The following is a 17734-nucleotide window of genomic DNA, read 5'->3' as shown; positions in this document are numbered from 1 at the left end:
ACGATGGCAGACTCGCCGCATGGCCCTCGTGCTGGAGACCCGGCGATTCGCCCCGAAGGACCGCTTCGAGGTGGTCCGCGAGGCGGTCTGGTCGTCGCTGGTCCGCGTGGAGCTGGAGTTCGACCGGGAACGTGCCATCGACGCCGACCTGACGTTCCACATGCTCGGCCCGATGGCGGTCTGCTCGGCCGACTCGAACTGCACCGAGATCCGCCGGACGCCGCACCTGGCGAAGGACGACACGGAACCGGCCGTCTTCCTCGGGTTGCAGGGCGCCGGCTGGAGCGCGGTCGAGCAGGGCGAACGGCAGACCGTCATGCGTGAGGGCACGCTCGCGGTCTACGACTCGACCACCCCGTACAAGCTGGCGAATCACACCGGGGTCAACCACCACTACTTCCGCATCCCGAAGAGCGAGCTGGCGCTGCCGGAGGACATCCTGGCCCGGCTGATCGCCCTGCAACTCGACCCGGCGAACCCCGTCACCCGGCTGCTCTCCACGTACCTGCACGCGCTGGTGGCCGAGCTGACCACGACGCCGCCGCTCGACGTGCCGGCGCTGGCCACGCCGACCATCGAGCTGATCCGGGCCGCGGTGGCCGCGCAGTTCCCGGACGATCCGCTGGTGCGTGAACCGCTCCGGGAGACCATGCACCACCGCATCCTGATTTATCTGGAGTCCCACTTCGCCGACCCGGACCTCTCCGCCGCCAAGATCGCCGCCGCGCACCACGTCTCGGTACGCCAGATGTACTCGGTCCTCGCCGGGGCGGGGGTCCGGCTGGGGGACTGGGTACGCGCCCGGCGCCTCGAGCAGTGCCGCCGCGAGTTGCTCGACCCGCGCTTCGCGGTCGCCACCGTGGCCCGGCGCTGGGGATTCTCCAGTCCGGCCCACTTCAGCCGGGCGTTCCGGGACGCCTACGGCATGTCGCCGACCGAGTGGCGCGGCCGCTGACACGCTGCTGTCAGTGCGGGACGGGCCGGTAGACGAGCTCCTGGATGTGGCCGTCGAGGGTCCGGCTCTCCAGCAGCTCGAGGTCGAAGTCGCCCGCACCGCCGAGGATCGGGCTGGTTCCGGTACGCCCGGAGATGACGGGGAAGATCGTCACCTGGAAACGGTCGACCAGGCCGGCGGCCATCAGGGCCCAGTTCAGCGACAGGCTGGCCTGCGAGCGCAGCGGCACGTCCGACTCGCGCTTGAGGCGGGTGACGATGTCCACGGCGTCCCCGCTGACGATCGTCGCGTCGGGCCACCCCAGCGTGTCGCGCAACGTGGAGGAGATCACCGTCGCCGGCATGCGCATCGTCCGGACGTTCCACTCGTGCAGCGTGTGGGGGTCGTCGCCCGAGACCATGATCTCGGCGTTCTCGCGGAACGTGGTGGCTCCGAAGACCATGCGCTGCTCGCCGGCGAACAGTGACGCGCGGTGTTCGAGCAGCTCAGGGCCCTCCTTGCCCCAGTACCCGCCCCAGTCGCCGCCCTCGGCGAACGAGCCGTAGCCATCGAGGGTGGAGAAGACGTCCCAGGTGTAGATCGCAGTCATGTCGGTTCCCTTCCGAGCGGGCAGTTCCACCCTCTCCACGAACGGCACGGGGTCGATCCGACACGTCCGGGCGTACCAATTTCTTGGTGATCCACTCGCCTGCCTGGCACCGGCGCGGGGAGATGCGCTACAGTGGCCTAGTTGCAGTTTTGATTTCCGTAGACGTTTGACAGCGCCTGATGGGTTATTAAAACCCCCTCGGGCGCTTTTCGTTTGTCGTGTCGGTTTCGGCGCAGGGTAATCAACGCGGCGGCGTCAGGGTCCGCACAGTGCGGCCTCTAACACTGCGAAGGAGCAGACATGACTACAGGCACCGTGAAGTGGTTCAACGCTGACAAGGGCTTCGGCTTCATCACCCCGGACGACGGCGGCGCTGACGTCTTCGCCCACTTCTCTGCGATCGCGACGAGTGGCTACCGCAGCCTCGACGAGAACCAGAAGGTCGAGTTCGACATCACCCAGGGCCAGAAGGGCCTGCAGGCGGAGAACATCCGCCCGCTCTGATCTTCGAACTGCGAACGGCGGCCCTCTTTTCAGCGGGCCGCCGTTCGGCGTTCAACGGCAGCGGGCCGGGCCTTCCGGTCAGGCACGTCACTGACGGACGCGATGCCTCACCCCCCGACGGCGATCGGTCACACCGACGAGAGCCGGGCATGCGCGCGACCCCCCGAAGGACATGGCTATGACGACGACCTACTCCGGACCGGCCCGGCTCATCCTGGCCGACGGCGCCTGCATATCGGGCATGACCTCCCTCAGTACGAATCAGCGCGGCGGTCTCAACGGCTGGAGCGGCACGTTCCGCCCGGACGAGATCACGACGGACCTGCGTAACGCGGCCGACGGGCTCAAGCTGGAACTGCCCTACGACCGCATGGGCACGGTCGATGTCACCGGCATGCGCAAGCTTCTCGCCACGCAACTGTTGATCTCGTTGCAGGGTCAGGGACCCGCACCGTTCTGAGTCCGGGCCACCGGTTCGCATGACGGCACGGTTGTGATGACCCCAACACGGGCGTTCCGGGTTAGCCTTAGCGCATATGGCTACCTTTCGCAGCGCCTCAGTCCTCCTTTCCGCGGACGGCACCCGGACCCCCGGCACCGCCGCGCTCTTCGCCGAGCCCGCCCGTAAGGGTGGTGTCCCGTCCTGGGCGGGCGACTTCCGGCCCGCCAACAGCGCCGGCAACGGCCCCAAGAACGCGGTCGGCAAGACCTTCACGCTGGAGCTGCCCGACGGCGCCACCGGCAAGGTCGTCGTCCAGAAACTGAAGAGTGGCAAGGGCGGCGTCATCCTGGCGCTGATGGGCGAGGACGCGCCCCCCTTCTGATCCACCCGCGCCCCGTGCGCCCGGACATTTACCGGGCGCACCGGGCGGTGGTCTTGCAAACCCCGGACCGGCCCGGATCGCATCGACCGTCGTGGCGGCGAGACCAGCCTCCACCATTAGTTCGGCCGCCGCGTCCAGCACCGCTCGCCGGATACGCGCGCTGCGAGGGGTCGGCTGCCGGCCGGATTCCTCAAGACTTCGCTCCGAACACTGTGGACGATCCGACGGGACGCCACTTTTCGAGCTCCGCGCGGACGTGAGCGGGCGAAGCCGGCCCACAGAGCGCTCATGTTCCCGGCGGTCGCCCGCATTCCCGGCAGCTCACCCTCGCCGATGTTGGCGAACTTGAGAGCGATGTCGGGAGCCACCCGCAGCGGAACGGCTCCTGTCACCCAGACTTGGTTTCCCTCAGGGGGCGTAGACGTCGACAGTCGCGGTGACGGCACCTTCCAATCCGGCGATCCGGCCGGCCGCGTCGCCGTCCAGGCGTCCGATGATCACGATGCCGGGGAAGTACGACTGGTCGCCGTAGTAGAGGACGAAGTCGTTGCCGGGCGCGTAGTAGCCGACATCTCCGACCTCGGGGTCGGCGCCGTCCGGTTGTCCGGCCAGCGACAGCGGTGACGGCAACGGGCCGGTCTTCTCCACCGAGCCGTGATCGGTCATGTCGATGGTCAGCGGCAGCTGCGCGACAAGGTCGCGTCCGGCCGCACTGTCCTGGATCGTGGCCGAGAAGCGCTCGCCGCCGATGGTGATGCTGATCTTCATCTGCTGCTCCTGACGGGACGCGCCGCCCGGTCCGGGCTTCGCCGGGGCGGTGACTGATGGACCCACCGGCGGGTTCTCGGGCCTGCCGGCGTCACCGCAGCCGGCGACGGTCAACAGTGCTACGAAGACGGCTGAGCGTAAGGCGGGCATGGCATCTCCTTCTGTCCATCCTGGAGGACCTCGTCGAGGATCCGGGCGGCGTTGCCTGCCTCCTGCCCCAGGACCTGCAGCAGCCCCCGTAGCTGGGCCTCGCTCAGACCCGTGTTGAGGCCGATGGCGAAGTGCGACCGCAGCTGTGACTCGGTGCCCGTCAGCGTGGCCAGCGCGGCGATGGTGACCACTTCGCGGCTGCGCCGGTCCAGGTTGTCGCGGCCGAAGATGTCACCGAACAGGTGCGTCTTGAGGAACTCGTCGATCGCCGGTGCGAAATCGAACAGGGCGCCGGTGACCGGAGCGCCGGTCAGCTCGGTCTGGGTCCGGGTGCCGAGCGCCAGGATGTCCGTACGGTCGGGCAGCGGGCTCGGCTCCGGGCCGGTCTCGTCCTTGATCCCCCGGTCCTCGCGCTGCTTCAGCACGGTCATGAACGTGCCGAGGCCGTTGAGGCTGCGGGGGAAGCCGGCGTAGGCGTACATCTGGACCAGCGCCTCCTTGACCTCGTTGACCGTCACACCGGCGTCCAGGGCCTGGGTCAGCGCCGTGGTCAGCCGCGGCAGGTCACCACCGGCGGTGGACGCGCCGATCAGGGCCAGCGCGGCGTGCTGTTCGCTGAGTGCGCCGGTCTGCCGGTGGTCGCCGTACTGGTCGTCGGACACGTGCTCCAGCCAGGTCACGGCCTGCTCGTCCAGCACCCCGGTCAGGGCGAGGTGGGTCATGACGCTGTCCGGTGCGGCGCCGTGCCAGTGCTTCACGCCGGGCGGGCACCAGACGACATCGCCGGCCCGGATCTCCTGCACCGGACCGTCCCACTGCTGGGTACGCCCCACCCCCGCGGTCACGACCAGCCGTTGCCCCGCCGGATGCGTGTGCCACGCCGAGCGGGCGCCGGGCTGGAACGTCACATACGCACCTGAGTACGGGGCTGTGGCGTCCGCGGGGAACAGCGTGTCGACGCGTACCGTGCCGGTGAAGGTGTCCGACGGACCCGCCGCGGAGGTTTGATCCTGAACACGGGTGATCATCTGCTCGGGCGCTTTTTGACGTTCCATGAGAATGGACCTCACATCTCGAGGGGCGAAGAAGGTCAGAGGACGGCCGGGCAGAGGGGATCCACGGCAGCGGGCTGCTCGATGACAAGAACGATGGTGGAGCCGGTGTGCGGCTCACCGGCCGGCACGGCTGCGATCCAGGGCAGTGACATCGCCGCGAGGGCCGCAGCGAACAACAGCTTCATACCGAGAGTCACGCGCACGTCCGTGTTCCCTTCTTGGTGAACGGGCAGCGGTTACGGACGCAGCAGCGTCTTGATGGCGCGGCGCTCGTCCATGGCCTGGTATCCCTCGGCGGCACGGTCGAGGGGCAGGTCGAGGTCGAAGACCCGGCCCGGGTCGATGGTGCGGTCGCCGATCAGCTGCATCAGCTCGGGCAGGAAGCGGCGCACCGGGGCGGGCCCGCCGTGCAGGTGCACCAGCGCGCCGAAAAGTTCCAGGCCAGGCAGGGACACGTCGTGGGTGACGCCGACGAAGCCGACGTGTCCGCCGTGGCGGGCCGAGTTGATGGCCTGCATCATCGATTCCTGGGTGCCGACGGCCTCGACGACCGAGTGCGCGCCCAGCCCGCCGGTCAGGTCCTTGATGCGCGCGATGCCCTCGTCGCCGCGTTCGGTGACGATGTCGGTGGCGCCGAACTCGCGGGCCAGCTGCTGCCGGGGCTCGTGCCGGCTCATCGCGATGATCCGCTCGGCGCCCAGCTGCCGGGCGGCCAGCACCGCGAGCAGGCCGACAGCGCCGTCGCCGACGACCGCGACCGTCTTGCCGGGGCCGGCCTCGGCGGCGACCGCCGCGAACCAGCCGGTGCCGAGCACGTCCGAGGCCGCCAGGTAGCCCGGGATCAGGTCCGCCGGCGGTACCTCGGGTGTGGCGACCAGCGTGCCGTCGGCGAGGGGGATCCGCGCGTACTGCGCCTGGGTGCCGACCGTGCCCATCAGGACCCGGTGCACACAGCCCGACTGGTATCCGGCCCGGCAGATCTCGCAGGTGTTGTCGGAGGCCCAGAACGAGCCGACGACGAACTGACCCGGCTTCAGGGTAGTGACCTCGCTGCCGACTTCCTGCACGATGCCGACGTACTCGTGGCCCATCGGTGTCGCACCGTCGAGCTTCTCGACACCCCGGTACGGCCACAGGTCGGATCCGCACACGCAGGCCGCCGACACCTTGATGATCGCGTCGCCGGGGTGCTCGATCCGGGGGTCGGGGCGGTCCTCGACACGGACGTCGCCCGGGGCGTGCATGACAACACCACGCATGACTGGTTCTCCTTCTCGGTACCGTTCGTCTCCTGTCCAGCAAAACGCGCCGGCGGAGGGTGGAAAAGGTTCTGCTGATGGGTGTACTGGCAGGGCATCCCAGCCCGGCCGCGCCCGTCGTACCGTCGAGACATGGACAACCGAGCCGAGGTCCGCGAGTTCCTCACCACCCGCCGCGCAAAGATCAGTCCGCAGCAGGCCGGTCTGCCCGCCACCGGCCAGCGCCGCGTGCCCGGGTTGCGCCGCAGTGAGGTCGCCGCCCTGGCCGGCATGAGCGTCGAGTACTACGCCAAGCTCGAGCGCGGCGCCCTCGCCGGGGTCTCCCCCGGTGTCCTCGAGGCGATCGCCCGCACCCTGCGGCTCGACGACGCCGAACGCGCCCACCTGCTGCGCCTGGCCCACGAGGCCGACGGGAGCAACGCCGTCCTGCGCCCGCACCGCCGGCCCCGGCAGACGCAGATCCGGCCCAGCCTGCAGTGGTCGCTGGACACGATCACCACCGGCCCGGCCATCGTCGTCAACAACCGCCAGGACCTGCTGGCCGCCAACCACCTCGGACGCGCCATGTACAGCGACGTCTACGCCGATCCGTCCCGGCCGCCGAACTTCGCCCGGTTCACGTTTCTGGACAGCGCGGCCCGCCGGTTCTACCCGAACTTCGACGTCGCCGCGGACATGACCGTCGCGAACCTGCGTACCGCGGCCGGCAAGGACCCTCACGACAAAGGCCTGCACGACCTGGTCGGGGAGTTGTCCACCCGCAGCGACGACTTCCGCCGCCGCTGGGGCTCCCACAACGTGCGCACCCACGGCACCGGGGTCAAGACCTTTCACCATCACGCCGTCGGCGACCTCGAGCTCGCCTACGAAAGCATGGACCTGCGTGCCGATCCGGACCTCACCATGACCCTGTACGCCGCAGAGCCCGCCTCCCCCACCGAGGACGCCCTGCGCCTGCTCGCCTCCTGGGCCGCCACCCACGGGACCGACCGGGGGTCGGTCAGACCTGTTGCTCGGTGATGACGGCGGTGGCGGTGTCCGCCAGGGTGGTTCCTTTCTCGGCCGCGCGCATGCGGAGCACGAGGTACGCGGCGTCCGCGGTCCGGTGGGACGTTGCCATGATCACTCCGATGGCCTGCTGGATGCGGGCCCGCACGGCGAAGGCACCCATCAGGCCGGCGATGAGGGCTTCGCCACCGGGCTCCAGGGGTTCGTCGGCGGGGGTGGCGGCGGGGTCGTAGGCGGCGCTGACGGCGGCGATCAGCGGCGCCAGGTCGTACGCGTCACGGCTGTAGAGGTTGAGGGCCGCGACCGAGACGCCCCGACCGGCGAACAGGGGGATCGACAGGGATGCCGTGACGCCGAGCCGGCTCGCGGAGTCACGGAAGCCCGGCCAGCGCATGGTCGCCGAGATGTCGGGCACGGGGGTGGGAGCCGCGGTGTCCAGGGCCTCGAGGCACGGGCCGGTCTGGTCGTCGTACTGGGCCTGGTCGACGGTGCGGGCGATGTCGCTGGTGGTGGCGACCGTGGTGACGGCATCCTCGCGGTACGCGGTGACCGAGGCGTAGGCGATCGCCGTGATCAGGTCGGCGCTCGACTGGGCGATGGTCAGCAGCTGCGTGTCGATCCAGGAGGCGTCGTCTGGTGTTCCCGCCAGGGCGATCAGGGTCTCCGTCAGCGGGTTCCCGGCCATCGACGGCGGGAGGGACGGTTGCTGCGACCACGTCGTCACGAAACATCCTTGTCCTAGGAGTACGGCGGCAGAAGCGATCAGTGTCGTACGGCTTCGTCGATCAGTGCGGTGGCAGCGTCGTGCAGGTCGCTGCCGGCTATGTCGGCGAGGCGCGCCAGGATGACCGACGCCTCCTCGGCGGTGCAGTGGTGCTCGGCCATGATGATGCCCTTGGCCTGCTCGACGAGGGCGCTGTCGTCCATCGCGGACCGGGTGTGGTCGGCGATGAACGCCGACTCGTCGTCCAGGTGCGCGTTGGCCATGGCGACAGCGGCGTACCCGGCGAAGGTCTCGGCCAGGATGACCGCGTCGTCGTCGAAGGCGTGCGGCTCGAGGGCGTACACGTTCAGGGCGCCGCTCACCGATCGGCGCAGCGGCAGGCCGATGGACATGGAGCTGTGCACGCCGGTGGTGAGGGCGTGGTCGGCCCAGGCGGGCCAGCGGCTGTCGCCGGCCAGGTCCGGCACGGTCACGGTCAGGTTCGCGGCCGCCGCTGCCAGGCAGGGGCCGTTGCCCTGCTCGTACTGCCATTCGTCGATGGCCAGGGCCCGTTTTCCGGTGAACGCGGCGGTGTGCGCCCCGCCGGGACCGACCAGGGTGATCGAGACCTCGTCGGCGCCCGGGACGGTGCGCCGGGCCAGGTCCGCCACCTTGGCCAGGGCCGTCGCGAGGTCCGTCTCGCTGAAGTCGATCCGCCCGAGTTCGGCGAACGCGTCCGTCGGCTTGATGGCTTGCGGGTGCGTCATCGAAGGTGCCCTTCCTACAGGATTACCGCAGGACCGCGCCGGCTTCTTGACGACGGCTCGCCGACGTCGGGGTCGGCCGCAGAATGCACCGTGTTCCCGGCGGGCGGCGTTCAAAACTAAGAGACGGGGGCGCTGTCGACGAGGGCCTGGGCCACGTCGCGGAGCTTGCGGTTGGTGTCCTGGGAGAGTTTCGCGAGGATGGCAAACGCCTCGGCGCTGCTGCACCGCCGTTGGCCCATCAGGATGCCTTTGGCCTGCTCGATGACCGCCCGGCTGGCCATGGCGGCCTGCATCTGGTTGGCCAGTGAGGCCTGAGTGTCGTACAGGTGCGCGTTGGCCAGCGCGACCGCGGCGTATCCGGCGAACGTCTGTGCCAGGGCGATCCCGTCGTCGTCGAACGAGTGCGCCTTGATCGCGTAGACGTTCAGCGCGCCGGCGGCGGACTCGTGCACCGGCAGTCCGACCGACAGCGAGCTGTGAGGCCCCGCTTCGATCGCCCGGGCGGCGAAGTCCGGCCACCGTTCCTCGGTGCCCATGTCGTCGATGGACATGACGTCCCCGGAGGCCAGGGCGTCCAGGCACGGGCCGTGACCCTGCTCGTACTGCCTCTCGTCGAGCGCCAGGGCCAGCTCGCCGGTGTACGCCGCCGTGTAGGCGCCCTTGCCGCGGCTGAGGGTCACCGACACTTCCGCGGCGCCGGGGATGGTCCGCTTGGCTAGGCGGGCCAGGTGCTCCAGGACACCATCGAGGTTGGTGTCGCTGAGCTTGATCCGGCTGATCTCGGCGAACGCCTCAGCGGGATCCAGGGGGTACTGGTCGGTCATGTCAGGGGTATCCCTCGAGTCGTGCACCACCCCGGACCGTGTCAGGCCCGGACGATGCTCGGGTCACCTGCAAGAAACCCAGGAGCAGATTCCGGAACTCACGCCGCTGCTTGACGCACGCACGCCGGCGCGTCGGGCGCGCCGGCTACAGAACACCACCATAGCGCCGTGTGCACTGCCGGGCACGTCACCGGCATACACCCGAATCCGGTGGGTAGTCGGCGCGCACACCCACCGGACAGGGAAAGGAACGGAAGCATCAGATGAAGAACACCGACAATCACGCCGTCGCGCAGGCGGTCCACGACCTCGGCTCCGCACTGTGGTTCGGCGGGACCGTGATGGGCGTCGCCGGGGTGAACAAATCCGGTGCGGACCTCCAGCAGGGCATCGACCGGATCCGCGTCGCCTCGTCCGCCTGGAAGCGGTTCGCGCCGGCGCAGTGGGCCGGGATCGCGGCGACCCTGGGTGCGGGCTTACAGCTCACCCGCGTCGGCGGCCGGCGGATCGCGCTGCAGAAGGGCTTCGGCACGATCGGGGCCCTGAAGGCCGGCCTTGCCGTGGCCGGAGCGGCCGCCACCGGGTACGCCGCGTACTCCGGCAACAAGATCTCCCAGGTCGCGGAGCAGACCGAGGCCCGCGGCCAGAAGCTCGAGGTCCTGGACGCCACCCAGCCGACCGACCAGACGCCCCCCGAGCTGGCGAAGTGGCAGCGCCGGCAGCGTTTCGCCCAGTACGCGGTCCCGGTGCTCGCCGCCGCGAACATCGCCTGCGGTTCCTACCTGGTGCAGTCCTACCGCGCGGCGGCCACGCTCAAGGGTGTCGCGCGCCGCGTGCTCCCCGGCTGACGTACCCGAGATCGATCAAGGAGAACAGATATGTCCAGCGACGAGGACGACCAGGAAGAGCTGCGCGTGGCGGCCCGGGAACGGATCGAGGACATGCCGGGTGAGACGGCACTCGGCAACCCCGACCCCGCGGCCGGCGGCCACGGCGACCCGAAGGAATACCAGGGCAACGAAACACCCGGCAAGGACGAATAGCCGCGCGGGACCCCGGTCGAGCCGGTCGCACGACCGGCTCGACCTGGTGGGCCAGCCAAACCGGTTCACAGGCCGGACGGTACGCCCGGACCGTCGTCGGTGGAGCCCTGCCCGAAGTTGCTGCGCCGCCCCGCCACCGCCGGATCCGGCGACAGGTTCGGCTGGCCGCCCTGCTCCCCGGCCTGCGGTTCGTGTTCCTCGTCCGGGTCGTAGGCGAGGGGCTTCTCCGGTGGGCGTACATCGGTGCCGTCCCGCGCGGTCGGATCGTCACCGGCGCGCTGCTCGCCGATGCTGCCGCCCGGTACGGCGGTCGGTTCGCTGCCCTCGTCGAGCGGGTTGTTCGCGTCCACGCCCCATGGTTGTTCACTCATGACGTCCGGCTACCCGGTTCGGCGGCGTTCAGCCGTACCAGATTGGCCGGAACTGATGACGTGAGACCGCCGATTTCGGGTAGGCGACGGGCCGAAGTCTCACAGACAGCAACCCGCTGAAAGGTGTCGCCATGAACCTGGACTTTCTCCGACCGCTCTTCGACCAGCCGGGACCCTGGGTGTCGGTCTATCTGGACGCCACCCGGGCGAGCGAGAACGCCGACCACGAGGTGAATCTGCGCTGGCGTGGACTGCGCGAACTCCTCGAACAGCAGGGCGCCGAGGCGATCACGCTCGACGCCGTGCAGAGGGCTGTCGACGAACACCCGTACCAGCCGGGTCGTTATGGTCTGGCGATCTTTGCCCGGGCCGGTGAGGCGGTCCTGGTCGAGACCCTGTCCGCGCCGCCCCCGGCCGACGAGGCACATCTGGGCTCCCTGCCGCACGCCATGCCGCTGGTGGCGCAGCGCGGCGAGGAGGTCCCGTACGTGCGGGTGCTCGCCGACCGCACCGGCGCCGACCTTGACGCACTGTCGGTCGGTGGGGCGCCGAGGCACCGTACCGTGACCGGCAGTGCGAAGTTCCCGCTGCGCAAGGTGCAGGTCGGCGGCTGGTCGCACCGGCACTACCAGCAGGCCGTCGAGGAGTCCTGGAAGCACAACGCCGACGACGTGGCCGCCGCCGCGGTGCAGCTCGCCGAAACCGTCGGCGCGGAGGTCATCGTGGCCGGTGGGGACGTCCGCGCGGTGCAGACGCTCGCAGGCCGGCTGCCGAAGCGGTGGCAGGAACGCCTGGTGCAGACCGATGCGGGAGCGCGGCACGCCGGCGCCGACGAGGAAGCCCTCGACGACGTCACGATCCAGGCCGTCGCCGACATCGCCGACCGGACCACCCGGGAGGCGATCGACCGGTACCAGGCCCAGCGAGGTTCCGGACAGGCGAGCACGGGCCTGACCGACGTGGTGACCTACCTGCAGCGCGGCCAGATCGACACCGTGCTGCTGGTCAACGACCTGTCGTCGACCGACACCCTGTGGATCGACCCCGGCGACCCGACGCTGGTCTCGGTCGACGATCACGTCCTGCGGGAGGCCGGCGTGCAGAACCCGCAGAAGGTCCGCGCCGACGCGGCCCTCCTCCGGGCGATCGCCGGCACCGGCGCGCACCTGGTCCTGCTGGGCCCGGACGAGGTCCCCCTGGACCACGGCATCGGCGGCGTCCTGCGGTACGCGGACGCGAGCAGCGCCGCGGACTGATCAGCCGCGGTGCGGCGGCCGGGCCTGGCCGCCGCACCGCGGTTACCGGCGCTCGGCCGCCTGCGTACGGTCGAGTGATGAGTTGTCGCGCCCGCAGCCGTCATACCTGCGACAGGACATGACGAGGCGGAGGGACGACACGATGAGTACGGACACGCGGCCGGTCGACGAGCCGGCGTTCTCGGGGCTGGCGGAACGGCACCGGCGGGAGCTGCACGTGCACTGCTACCGGATGCTCGGGTCGTTCGAGGACGCCGAGGACACCGTGCAGGAGACGTTTCTGCGGGCCTGGCGGCGGCGCGAGACCTTCGAGGGGCGGTCGACGTTCCGGACCTGGCTGTACCGCATCGCCACCAACGCCTGCCTGGACCGGCTGGCCCGGAGCCGCCCGGAGCCCGCGACCGGTGGTGAGGTGCCGTGGCTGCAGCCGTACCCGGACCGGCTGCTCGACGAACTGCCCGCGGGTGACGCGGACGAGCCGGAGAGCCTGGCCGTCGCGCGGGAGACGATCGAGCTGGCCTACCTGGTCGCGGTCCAGCATCTCGCGCCGCGCCCGCGGGCCGTGCTGATCCTGCGCGACGTGCTGGGCTGGCCGGCCAGGGATGTCGCGGAGCTGCTCGGGGACTCGGTCAACTCGGTCAACAGCGCGCTGCAGCGGGCCCGCGCCGGCATGCGGGAACACCTGCCCACCGAACGGCAGGACTGGACCGGCGGCCAGGAGGACGCCGGTACGCGGGAGCTGGTCCGCCGCTTCACCGACGCCAGCGTGGCCACGGACATCGACCGGCTCGCGGTCCTGCTGCGGGACGACGTCCGCTCCTCGATGCCACCCACACCGGGCCTGTCCGCCGGCCGCGATGCGGTGGTCGCCGGCTGGGTTGAGGACGGATTTGCCGGCATGACGGGCCTGCGCGCGGTCCCCACCTCGGTGAACAGGCAACCTGCCGTCGCCTTCTACCACTGGCGTGAGCAGGAGAGGGCCTATCTGCCGCTGACCCTGGACGTCCTGCGCATCACCGGCGGGGCCATCACCGAGATCGTCACCTTCGGCGCCGACCGGTTCGCCCGGCTGGAGCTGCCGGAGCGCCTGCTGGAGGACGCATGAGCAGCGGGAACGGCGCCAGAGCCCTCGCCGGCCCCGGGCTGATCGCCACGCTCGTGGCGGTGGTGGCCACCACCCTCGCCGCCGCGCTGGCTGGGGCCGCCGGGGTCACCTTCGAGATTCCCGACGGTGGCGAGACGATCCCGTTGCCCGGGTTTGCCGTGGTGACCGGCTTCTTCTGCGTCGTGGGTGTTGTCCTCGCCGTCGCCCTGCTGCGCTGGAGCGCTCACCCGGGCCGGCTGTTCGTCTGGACCGCCGCGTCCCTGACGGCGGTGTCGCTGGTCCCGCCCCTGATCTCGGGGGCGGATGCCGCCTCCGTCACCGCGCTGCTCGGGCTGCACCTGGTTCCCGCGGCGGTGATGATCCCCGCCCTGACCCGGAGCCTGCGCGCCCGGACGGGCTGAGCGCCGATCAGTCGCTCGGGCTGCGGCGCTTCGACGGCGACAGTGTCCGGCCCGGTGGCCGCGCCTTGCAGGAGGTGGCGGGCGTGGCCACCGGGCCCGGCTCGGCGGTCAGACCGCGGGCCGCGGCCGCCACCAGGTCGCGGAGCCACCGGTGCGAGGGATCGTGGGTCTGCGCCGGGTCCCACCACAAGGTCTCGACCACCGGGGGCAGGTCGAACGGCACCTCGAGCACACACAGGTCCGGGCCGGCGACGCGCGCGGCCAGCCGCTCCTGGATCAGGCAGAGATGATCAGTGCCCCGGACGAGCTCCGGCAGCAGATGGAACCCTCCCACCGAGAACCGCGCCTCGGGCCGCAGACCGCGCGCCCGCAGGTTGGTCAGCACCGGGTGGTCGGCGTGCATGTCCTGGTGCAGCACCCACGGAAGCGCCGCCAGCGTCTCCACGGTCAGCCCGCCGGTCACCGCCGGGTTGTCGGCGGCGGCGAGGCAGACCCACCGGTCGGAGAACAGCGTCGTGCCGGGCAGACCGGGCGGGGCCAGGCTGCGGGGCAGCACCAGCCCGTCGGGGACCCGGATCCGGCCCGGTGCCGCCCCCGGTGGACAGTCGGTGGGCAGCCGGTCGAGGCGCAGGCTGGCGACGGGTGACGCCTGCCGGAGCTCACGCATCAGGGGCGGGCCCAGCACCGCGGCGGCATAGTCGGAGGCGAGCAGCACGAACTCCCGTTCGCAGGCCTCGGGGTCGAAACCCTGCGCGGCGGTGAAGGTCTGCTCGACCAGTTGCATCGCCGCGGCGCAGGTCGACCGCAGACCCGCACCCAGCGGGGTCAGCTCGTAGTTGTTGCCGACCCGGACGAGCAGCTGGTCACCGAAGTGCCGGCGCAGCCGGGCCAGCGCCTCACTCATCGCGGGCTGGCTCATCCCGAGCCGGCGGCCGGCCCGGGTGACGTTGCGCTCGGCCAGCAGGGCGTCGAGCGCTGCCAGCAGGTTCAGGTCGATGCTCGCGGTGCGCATGCGGCGGGGTTCAGAACCCGGTCGCGGCGCGGAAACGCTGCGCCGGTCCCGCGGAACGTTTACCGAGCAGCACCCGCGAGCCGTCGCTGCTGACATGACGATCGGGATAGTTCGTCGGCCGCAGTTCGAAGTCACCGGCGTCACCGGCCGCACGGGGGCAGAAGGTCGCGTCCGCGGCGAAGAGCGGTGAGGACTCCCGCGGCTGCAGCACCAGGACGAAGTTCTGGTGGCGGACGAACCGGCCGGGGAAGTTCACCGATTCGAACGACACGCATTTACTGTCCGACAGGCCGCGGCGCAGGACGAACGTGGCATCGGCCCGGACGGCGGCGGGGCTGCGCGGGCCGACGGGGGCCAGCCGCACACGGAAGTCCTGGTGCCGCAGCGCCAGACCGGTCGTGCCGGCGGCCAGCAGGCTCAGCCGGCTCCCCGGCTCGGGCAGCAGCCGGGTGGCCGCGCGGCTCGGCGTGCGGCCGGGCGAGGGTGGCCGGGCCACCGGCAGGGGCTTACCGGTGGCCGCGGCGATCGGGGAAAGGGCGAACGACGAGGCCGGGGAGGGCGGATCGGACTGCAGCGGGATCAGCACCTCGGGCTCGGCCGTCGGCGGCGCGATCCAGGCCCGGGCGGCACCGGCGTCGTCCCCGGCCGACCGGCGATCGATCATGATCACCAGCACCATCGCCAGCAGGGCGAGCGCGGCCCCGGCGACGATGACAACCGAACCGCCCGGCGGGCCGGAGGAGGGTGGCGGGTCCGATTGCTGATGGGACATGAAGAGTCTTGTCTCCCGGTTATCGGCCGCCACCGCGGCGAAGCCAGAAAAGGAATGCCCGGCAATATTCGGGTACGGGACGACGGAAAGCAAGAGCGGGCGATCCGGTGTGAGCGCTATCAGAAGTGTCGATCCAGGACATCGCGTAAACCGATACCGACGGTCCTTTCACAACGCCTTTACGGTCGTTCGAGGGAGTCGAGCGACGCGACTCAGCACCATCGGACCAAAGTGAACTATTCTCGCACTCGTCTTGACAGGCATCGATGACAGGCACAGTCTTTGGACACGTTCGCCCTGCTGGATCGTGTTCCAGCGTGAGTCAAGCGGGTGCCGCCATGCCGTTGTCCTCGCTCCGCCGTCCCGTCGCCCTGGCCCTCGCCCTGCTGCTGCCGGCGACCGCCCTGCAGGCACCCGCAGCCGCCGCCGCGGCCGGGATCACCGTTGCCGCCGATGCCCTCGACGGAGTCTGCGCGGCGATCCAGGCCTATGACGGCACCCGCACCATCGGCTATGTTGTGCGCAGCTCGACCGGCTACGGATTCACCAATTCCGCCGCGTCCGCCACGCCGTTCCGGCTCGAGGCCACGCAGCTTTCCCGTTACGAGCTCTTCGACAACACGGGCGCCCCGGCCTATCAGAGTGTCGCGGGTTTCATCCTGCCGGGCGACGCGTACGGCGACCGGGCCGACTGGACGGTCAGCCCCAGCGGCGACCGGTACCGCTTCACGAGCACCGCCACCGGACAGGTCATGGGCCAGTTCCTGTGGGGACTGGGCTCAGGCAGCACGTCGAGCTCGATGGCGTTGACGCCGGCCACGGGATGCTGGACCCCGCCCGACATCGATCCGGCCGTCTCCGGCACCGCCGCACCCGGGATGGTGGGCACGATCGACGCCCACGCCCACATCACCGCCGGCGCCGCGTTCGGCGGGCGCCTGCACTGCGGCGAGGCCTGGGCTCCCGGCGGCGTCCGCGACGCGCTCGCAGGATGCGCCTCCCACGCGAGTCTCAACGTGGGCGCACTGTTCGAGGGCATCATCGGCGGGACCGACGTGATCAACTCGGCCGAGGACGGCTGGCCGACCTTCGGCGACTGGCCGCAGCACAACTCGCTGCTGCACGAGCAGTCCTATTACCGCAGCATCGAGCGGTCCTGGCGGTCCGGTCAGCGGGTGCTCAACGCGCTGCTGGTCGCCAACCGCGTCATCTGCGAGATCTTCCCGTACCGCGACACGTCGTGCGACGAGATGGACCAGCTCCGCGTCCAGGCCACCTATCTGTACTCGATGCAGGACTACATCGACGCGCAGCACGGCGGCCGGGGCAAGGGCTGGTTCCGGATCGCCACGACGCCGGCCCAGGTACGCACCATCGCCGCGCAGGGCAAACTGGCCGTCCTCGTCGGCGTGGAGAACTCCGAGGTCTTCGGCTGCCGCGAGATCAACGACGTCGCCCAGTGCAGCCGGGCCGACATCGACGCCGGACTCGACGAGTTGCAGGCACTCGGCGTCTCGGGCCTCTACCCGGTGCACAAGTTCGACAACGCGTTCGGTGGCACGCGGTTCGACTCGGGGGTCACCGGCGCGGCGCTCAACGTGGCGAACCTGCTGTCGACCGGCCACTGGTGGACGGCCACCAGCTGCACCGGCCCGTCCGACAACGAGCAGCCGCTGGTCAGCGACGACTTCGCGGAGCTGCTGAAACTCGGGCCGCTCGACCTGCCCGCGGGGGCGGTGCTGCCCGTCTACCCCAGCGGCCCGATCTGCAACACGCGGGGCCTGACGGCGCTGGGAACGTACCTGATCCAGCAGATGATCAGCCGCGGCATGATCATCCACGTCGACCACATGGGGGTGAAGACCGCGCAGGCGGTACTGGACCTCGCCGACGCGGCCGACTATCCGGGCGTGACCTCCGTGCACACCTGGGCCGATCCGGCGCTGGTCGAGCGCATCCTGGCCCGCGGCGGCTTTGTCGCCACCTACGCCTTCGCGGCCTCCGAGTTCCTGACCGAGTGGCGCGCCAACCGCGCCCTCCCCCACGGCGCCTCGATCACCGGGTACGGCTTCGGCAGCGACGTCAACGGCCTGGGCCCGCAGGCACCACCGCGCGGGACCGACCCCCTGACGTACCCGTTCACCGCACCCAACGGCACCACGGTCAGCAAGCAGGTCTACGGCTCACGCACCTTCGACCTCAACACCGACGGCGTCGCCCAGTACGGCCTCTACGCGGACTGGACCACCGACCTGATCAGGCAGGCCGGCCCCGACGGCCCCGCCCTGCGCCAGCAGCTGATGAACGGCGCCGAGGCCTACACCCGCATGTGGGAAGGCGCGATCGCGGCGAGCTAGGTGTCGCCCCG

22 protein-coding genes are annotated in these 17734 nt (G+C 70.5%); 11 read left to right on the top strand and 11 right to left on the bottom strand.

Going from position 1 to position 17734, the window contains the following annotated elements; all coding sequences use genetic code 11:
- The first annotated feature begins 19 nt into the window (after positions 1-19).
- Positions 20-955, top strand: a complete 936-nt coding sequence (locus AFR_RS48390) for an AraC-like ligand-binding domain-containing protein (protein ID WP_023361250.1) — start codon at positions 20-22, stop codon at positions 953-955.
- A gap of 10 nt (positions 956-965) precedes the next feature.
- Here the strand turns inward: AFR_RS48390 and AFR_RS14630 are convergent, their stop codons facing one another.
- Complete coding sequence (locus AFR_RS14630) at positions 966-1544, bottom strand: dihydrofolate reductase family protein (protein ID WP_023361249.1); 579 nt, start codon at positions 1542-1544, stop codon at positions 966-968.
- A gap of 300 nt (positions 1545-1844) precedes the next feature.
- On the opposite strand from AFR_RS14630, the gene AFR_RS14625 reads away from it, so the two are divergent.
- The 3 genes from AFR_RS14625 to AFR_RS14615 all read left to right on the top strand — a co-directional run bounded on the left by AFR_RS14625 (position 1845) and on the right by AFR_RS14615 (position 2872).
- Positions 1845-2048, top strand: a complete 204-nt coding sequence (locus AFR_RS14625; protein WP_023361248.1) for a cold-shock protein — start codon at positions 1845-1847, stop codon at positions 2046-2048.
- A 178-nt stretch (positions 2049-2226) separates the two neighbouring features.
- Positions 2227-2508, top strand: a complete 282-nt coding sequence (locus AFR_RS14620; protein ID WP_023361247.1) for a hypothetical protein — start codon at positions 2227-2229, stop codon at positions 2506-2508.
- A gap of 76 nt (positions 2509-2584) precedes the next feature.
- Positions 2585-2872: a hypothetical protein gene (locus tag AFR_RS14615; protein ID WP_023361246.1), complete on the top strand. Its 288-nt coding sequence runs from the start codon at positions 2585-2587 to the stop codon at positions 2870-2872.
- A gap of 408 nt (positions 2873-3280) precedes the next feature.
- Here AFR_RS14615 and AFR_RS14610 read toward each other — a convergent pair whose 3' ends face one another.
- From AFR_RS14610 to AFR_RS14600, 4 genes are all read right to left on the bottom strand, one after another.
- Positions 3281-3640 (bottom strand): cyclophilin-like fold protein, encoded by a 360-nt coding sequence (locus AFR_RS14610; protein WP_023361245.1) that lies wholly within the window; start codon positions 3638-3640, stop codon positions 3281-3283.
- A 119-nt stretch (positions 3641-3759) separates the two neighbouring features.
- The gene (locus AFR_RS14605; protein ID WP_084298030.1) at positions 3760-4845 is read right to left on the bottom strand and encodes a (R)-mandelonitrile lyase; all 1086 of its coding nucleotides are present in this window, start codon (positions 4843-4845) and stop codon (positions 3760-3762) included.
- A gap of 35 nt (positions 4846-4880) precedes the next feature.
- A complete protein-coding gene (locus AFR_RS46760) occupies positions 4881-5042 on the bottom strand; it encodes a hypothetical protein (protein ID WP_158510546.1) in 162 nt (53 codons plus the stop codon).
- 39 nt (positions 5043-5081) lie between these two features.
- Positions 5082-6104, bottom strand: coding sequence for a zinc-dependent alcohol dehydrogenase family protein (locus AFR_RS14600; RefSeq protein WP_023361243.1), 1023 nt, complete (start codon positions 6102-6104; stop codon positions 5082-5084).
- Positions 6105-6236: 132 nt separating this feature from the next.
- On the opposite strand from AFR_RS14600, the gene AFR_RS14595 reads away from it, so the two are divergent.
- Complete coding sequence (locus AFR_RS14595) at positions 6237-7124, top strand: helix-turn-helix transcriptional regulator (protein ID WP_023361242.1); 888 nt, start codon at positions 6237-6239, stop codon at positions 7122-7124.
- Here the strand turns inward: AFR_RS14595 and AFR_RS43615 are convergent.
- From AFR_RS43615 to AFR_RS14580, 3 genes are all read right to left on the bottom strand, one after another.
- Positions 7105-7836: a GAF and ANTAR domain-containing protein gene (locus AFR_RS43615; protein WP_023361241.1), complete on the bottom strand. Its 732-nt coding sequence runs from the start codon at positions 7834-7836 to the stop codon at positions 7105-7107. The two genes, AFR_RS14595 and AFR_RS43615, sit on opposite strands and share 20 nt — an antisense overlap.
- 38 nt (positions 7837-7874) lie before the next feature.
- Positions 7875-8582, bottom strand: coding sequence for a GAF and ANTAR domain-containing protein (locus tag AFR_RS14585; protein ID WP_023361240.1), 708 nt, complete (start codon positions 8580-8582; stop codon positions 7875-7877).
- Between the two features lie 116 nt (positions 8583-8698).
- A complete protein-coding gene (locus AFR_RS14580) occupies positions 8699-9406 on the bottom strand; it encodes a GAF and ANTAR domain-containing protein (RefSeq protein ID WP_023361239.1) in 708 nt (235 codons plus the stop codon).
- 263 nt (positions 9407-9669) lie between these two features.
- On the opposite strand from AFR_RS14580, the gene AFR_RS14575 reads away from it, so the two are divergent.
- On the top strand, positions 9670-10254 hold the full coding sequence (locus AFR_RS14575) for a hypothetical protein (protein WP_023361238.1): 585 nt from the start codon (positions 9670-9672) through the stop codon (positions 10252-10254).
- Between the two features lie 30 nt (positions 10255-10284).
- Entirely contained in the window at positions 10285-10449 is a 165-nt protein-coding gene (locus tag AFR_RS46755) for a hypothetical protein (protein WP_158510545.1), read from the top strand.
- 65 nt (positions 10450-10514) lie between these two features.
- Here the strand turns inward: AFR_RS46755 and AFR_RS14570 are convergent, their stop codons facing one another.
- Positions 10515-10820 (bottom strand): hypothetical protein, encoded by a 306-nt coding sequence (locus AFR_RS14570; protein ID WP_148307962.1) that lies wholly within the window; start codon positions 10818-10820, stop codon positions 10515-10517.
- Positions 10821-10951: 131 nt separating this feature from the next.
- Here AFR_RS14570 and AFR_RS14565 point away from each other — a divergent pair, with 131 nt between their 5' ends.
- From AFR_RS14565 to AFR_RS14555, 3 genes are all read left to right on the top strand, one after another.
- Positions 10952-12076, top strand: coding sequence for a baeRF2 domain-containing protein (locus AFR_RS14565; RefSeq protein WP_023361236.1), 1125 nt, complete (start codon positions 10952-10954; stop codon positions 12074-12076).
- A gap of 142 nt (positions 12077-12218) precedes the next feature.
- The gene (locus tag AFR_RS14560; protein WP_023361235.1) at positions 12219-13181 is read left to right on the top strand and encodes an RNA polymerase subunit sigma-70; all 963 of its coding nucleotides are present in this window, start codon (positions 12219-12221) and stop codon (positions 13179-13181) included.
- Entirely contained in the window at positions 13178-13582 is a 405-nt protein-coding gene (locus AFR_RS14555) for a DUF6069 family protein (RefSeq protein WP_023361234.1), read from the top strand. Before AFR_RS14560 ends, AFR_RS14555 begins: the two co-directional genes overlap by 4 nt.
- Positions 13583-13589: 7 nt before the next feature.
- Here AFR_RS14555 and AFR_RS14550 read toward each other — a convergent pair whose 3' ends face one another.
- Both AFR_RS14550 and AFR_RS14545 read right to left on the bottom strand, forming a co-directional pair.
- Positions 13590-14594 carry a LysR family transcriptional regulator gene (locus AFR_RS14550; RefSeq protein ID WP_023361233.1) on the bottom strand — a complete coding sequence of 335 codons (1005 nt, stop codon included), beginning with the start codon at positions 14592-14594 and terminating at the stop codon, positions 13590-13592.
- A 10-nt stretch (positions 14595-14604) separates the two neighbouring features.
- Entirely contained in the window at positions 14605-15366 is a 762-nt protein-coding gene (locus AFR_RS14545) for an AbfB domain-containing protein (RefSeq protein ID WP_023361232.1), read from the bottom strand.
- 338 nt (positions 15367-15704) lie between these two features.
- Here AFR_RS14545 and AFR_RS14540 point away from each other — a divergent pair, with 338 nt between their 5' ends.
- Positions 15705-17723 (top strand): hypothetical protein, encoded by a 2019-nt coding sequence (locus AFR_RS14540; RefSeq protein ID WP_023361231.1) that lies wholly within the window; start codon positions 15705-15707, stop codon positions 17721-17723.
- Positions 17724-17734: the final 11 nt, after the last annotated feature.

Source organism: Amorphoplanes friuliensis DSM 7358, from assembly GCF_000494755.1.
Taxonomy (GTDB): domain Bacteria; phylum Actinomycetota; class Actinomycetes; order Mycobacteriales; family Micromonosporaceae; genus Actinoplanes; species Actinoplanes friuliensis.
Note: the sequence above shows the minus strand (reverse complement) of the source record. Positions and strands in the feature narration are given on the sequence as shown.

Bases quoted from the DNA above. Each gene is read 5' to 3' on its own strand.
- AFR_RS14610 (WP_023361245.1), bottom strand. From the start codon at position 3,640: ATGAAGATCAGCATCACCATCGGCGGCGAGCGCTTCTCGGCCACGATC.
- AFR_RS14575 (WP_023361238.1), top strand. From the start codon at position 9,670: ATGAAGAACACCGACAATCACGCCGTCGCGCAGGCGGTCCACGACCTC.
- AFR_RS14565 (WP_023361236.1), top strand. From the start codon at position 10,952: ATGAACCTGGACTTTCTCCGACCGCTCTTCGACCAGCCGGGACCCTGG.
- AFR_RS48390 (WP_023361250.1), top strand. From the start codon at position 20: ATGGCCCTCGTGCTGGAGACCCGGCGATTCGCCCCGAAGGACCGCTTC.
- AFR_RS14540 (WP_023361231.1), top strand. From the start codon at position 15,705: ATGCCGTTGTCCTCGCTCCGCCGTCCCGTCGCCCTGGCCCTCGCCCTG.
- AFR_RS14600 (WP_023361243.1), bottom strand. From the start codon at position 6,104: ATGCGTGGTGTTGTCATGCACGCCCCGGGCGACGTCCGTGTCGAGGAC.
- AFR_RS14615 (WP_023361246.1), top strand. From the start codon at position 2,585: ATGGCTACCTTTCGCAGCGCCTCAGTCCTCCTTTCCGCGGACGGCACC.
- AFR_RS14570 (WP_148307962.1), bottom strand. From the start codon at position 10,820: ATGAGTGAACAACCATGGGGCGTGGACGCGAACAACCCGCTCGACGAG.
- AFR_RS14560 (WP_023361235.1), top strand. From the start codon at position 12,219: ATGAGTACGGACACGCGGCCGGTCGACGAGCCGGCGTTCTCGGGGCTG.
- AFR_RS14630 (WP_023361249.1), bottom strand. From the start codon at position 1,544: ATGACTGCGATCTACACCTGGGACGTCTTCTCCACCCTCGATGGCTAC.
- AFR_RS46755 (WP_158510545.1), top strand. From the start codon at position 10,285: ATGTCCAGCGACGAGGACGACCAGGAAGAGCTGCGCGTGGCGGCCCGG.
- AFR_RS14595 (WP_023361242.1), top strand. From the start codon at position 6,237: ATGGACAACCGAGCCGAGGTCCGCGAGTTCCTCACCACCCGCCGCGCA.
- AFR_RS14605 (WP_084298030.1), bottom strand. From the start codon at position 4,845: ATGGAACGTCAAAAAGCGCCCGAGCAGATGATCACCCGTGTTCAGGAT.
- AFR_RS14555 (WP_023361234.1), top strand. From the start codon at position 13,178: ATGAGCAGCGGGAACGGCGCCAGAGCCCTCGCCGGCCCCGGGCTGATC.
- AFR_RS14545 (WP_023361232.1), bottom strand. From the start codon at position 15,366: ATGTCCCATCAGCAATCGGACCCGCCACCCTCCTCCGGCCCGCCGGGC.
- AFR_RS14620 (WP_023361247.1), top strand. From the start codon at position 2,227: ATGACGACGACCTACTCCGGACCGGCCCGGCTCATCCTGGCCGACGGC.
- AFR_RS14585 (WP_023361240.1), bottom strand. From the start codon at position 8,582: ATGACGCACCCGCAAGCCATCAAGCCGACGGACGCGTTCGCCGAACTC.
- AFR_RS14550 (WP_023361233.1), bottom strand. From the start codon at position 14,594: ATGCGCACCGCGAGCATCGACCTGAACCTGCTGGCAGCGCTCGACGCC.
- AFR_RS14625 (WP_023361248.1), top strand. From the start codon at position 1,845: ATGACTACAGGCACCGTGAAGTGGTTCAACGCTGACAAGGGCTTCGGC.
- AFR_RS14580 (WP_023361239.1), bottom strand. From the start codon at position 9,406: ATGACCGACCAGTACCCCCTGGATCCCGCTGAGGCGTTCGCCGAGATC.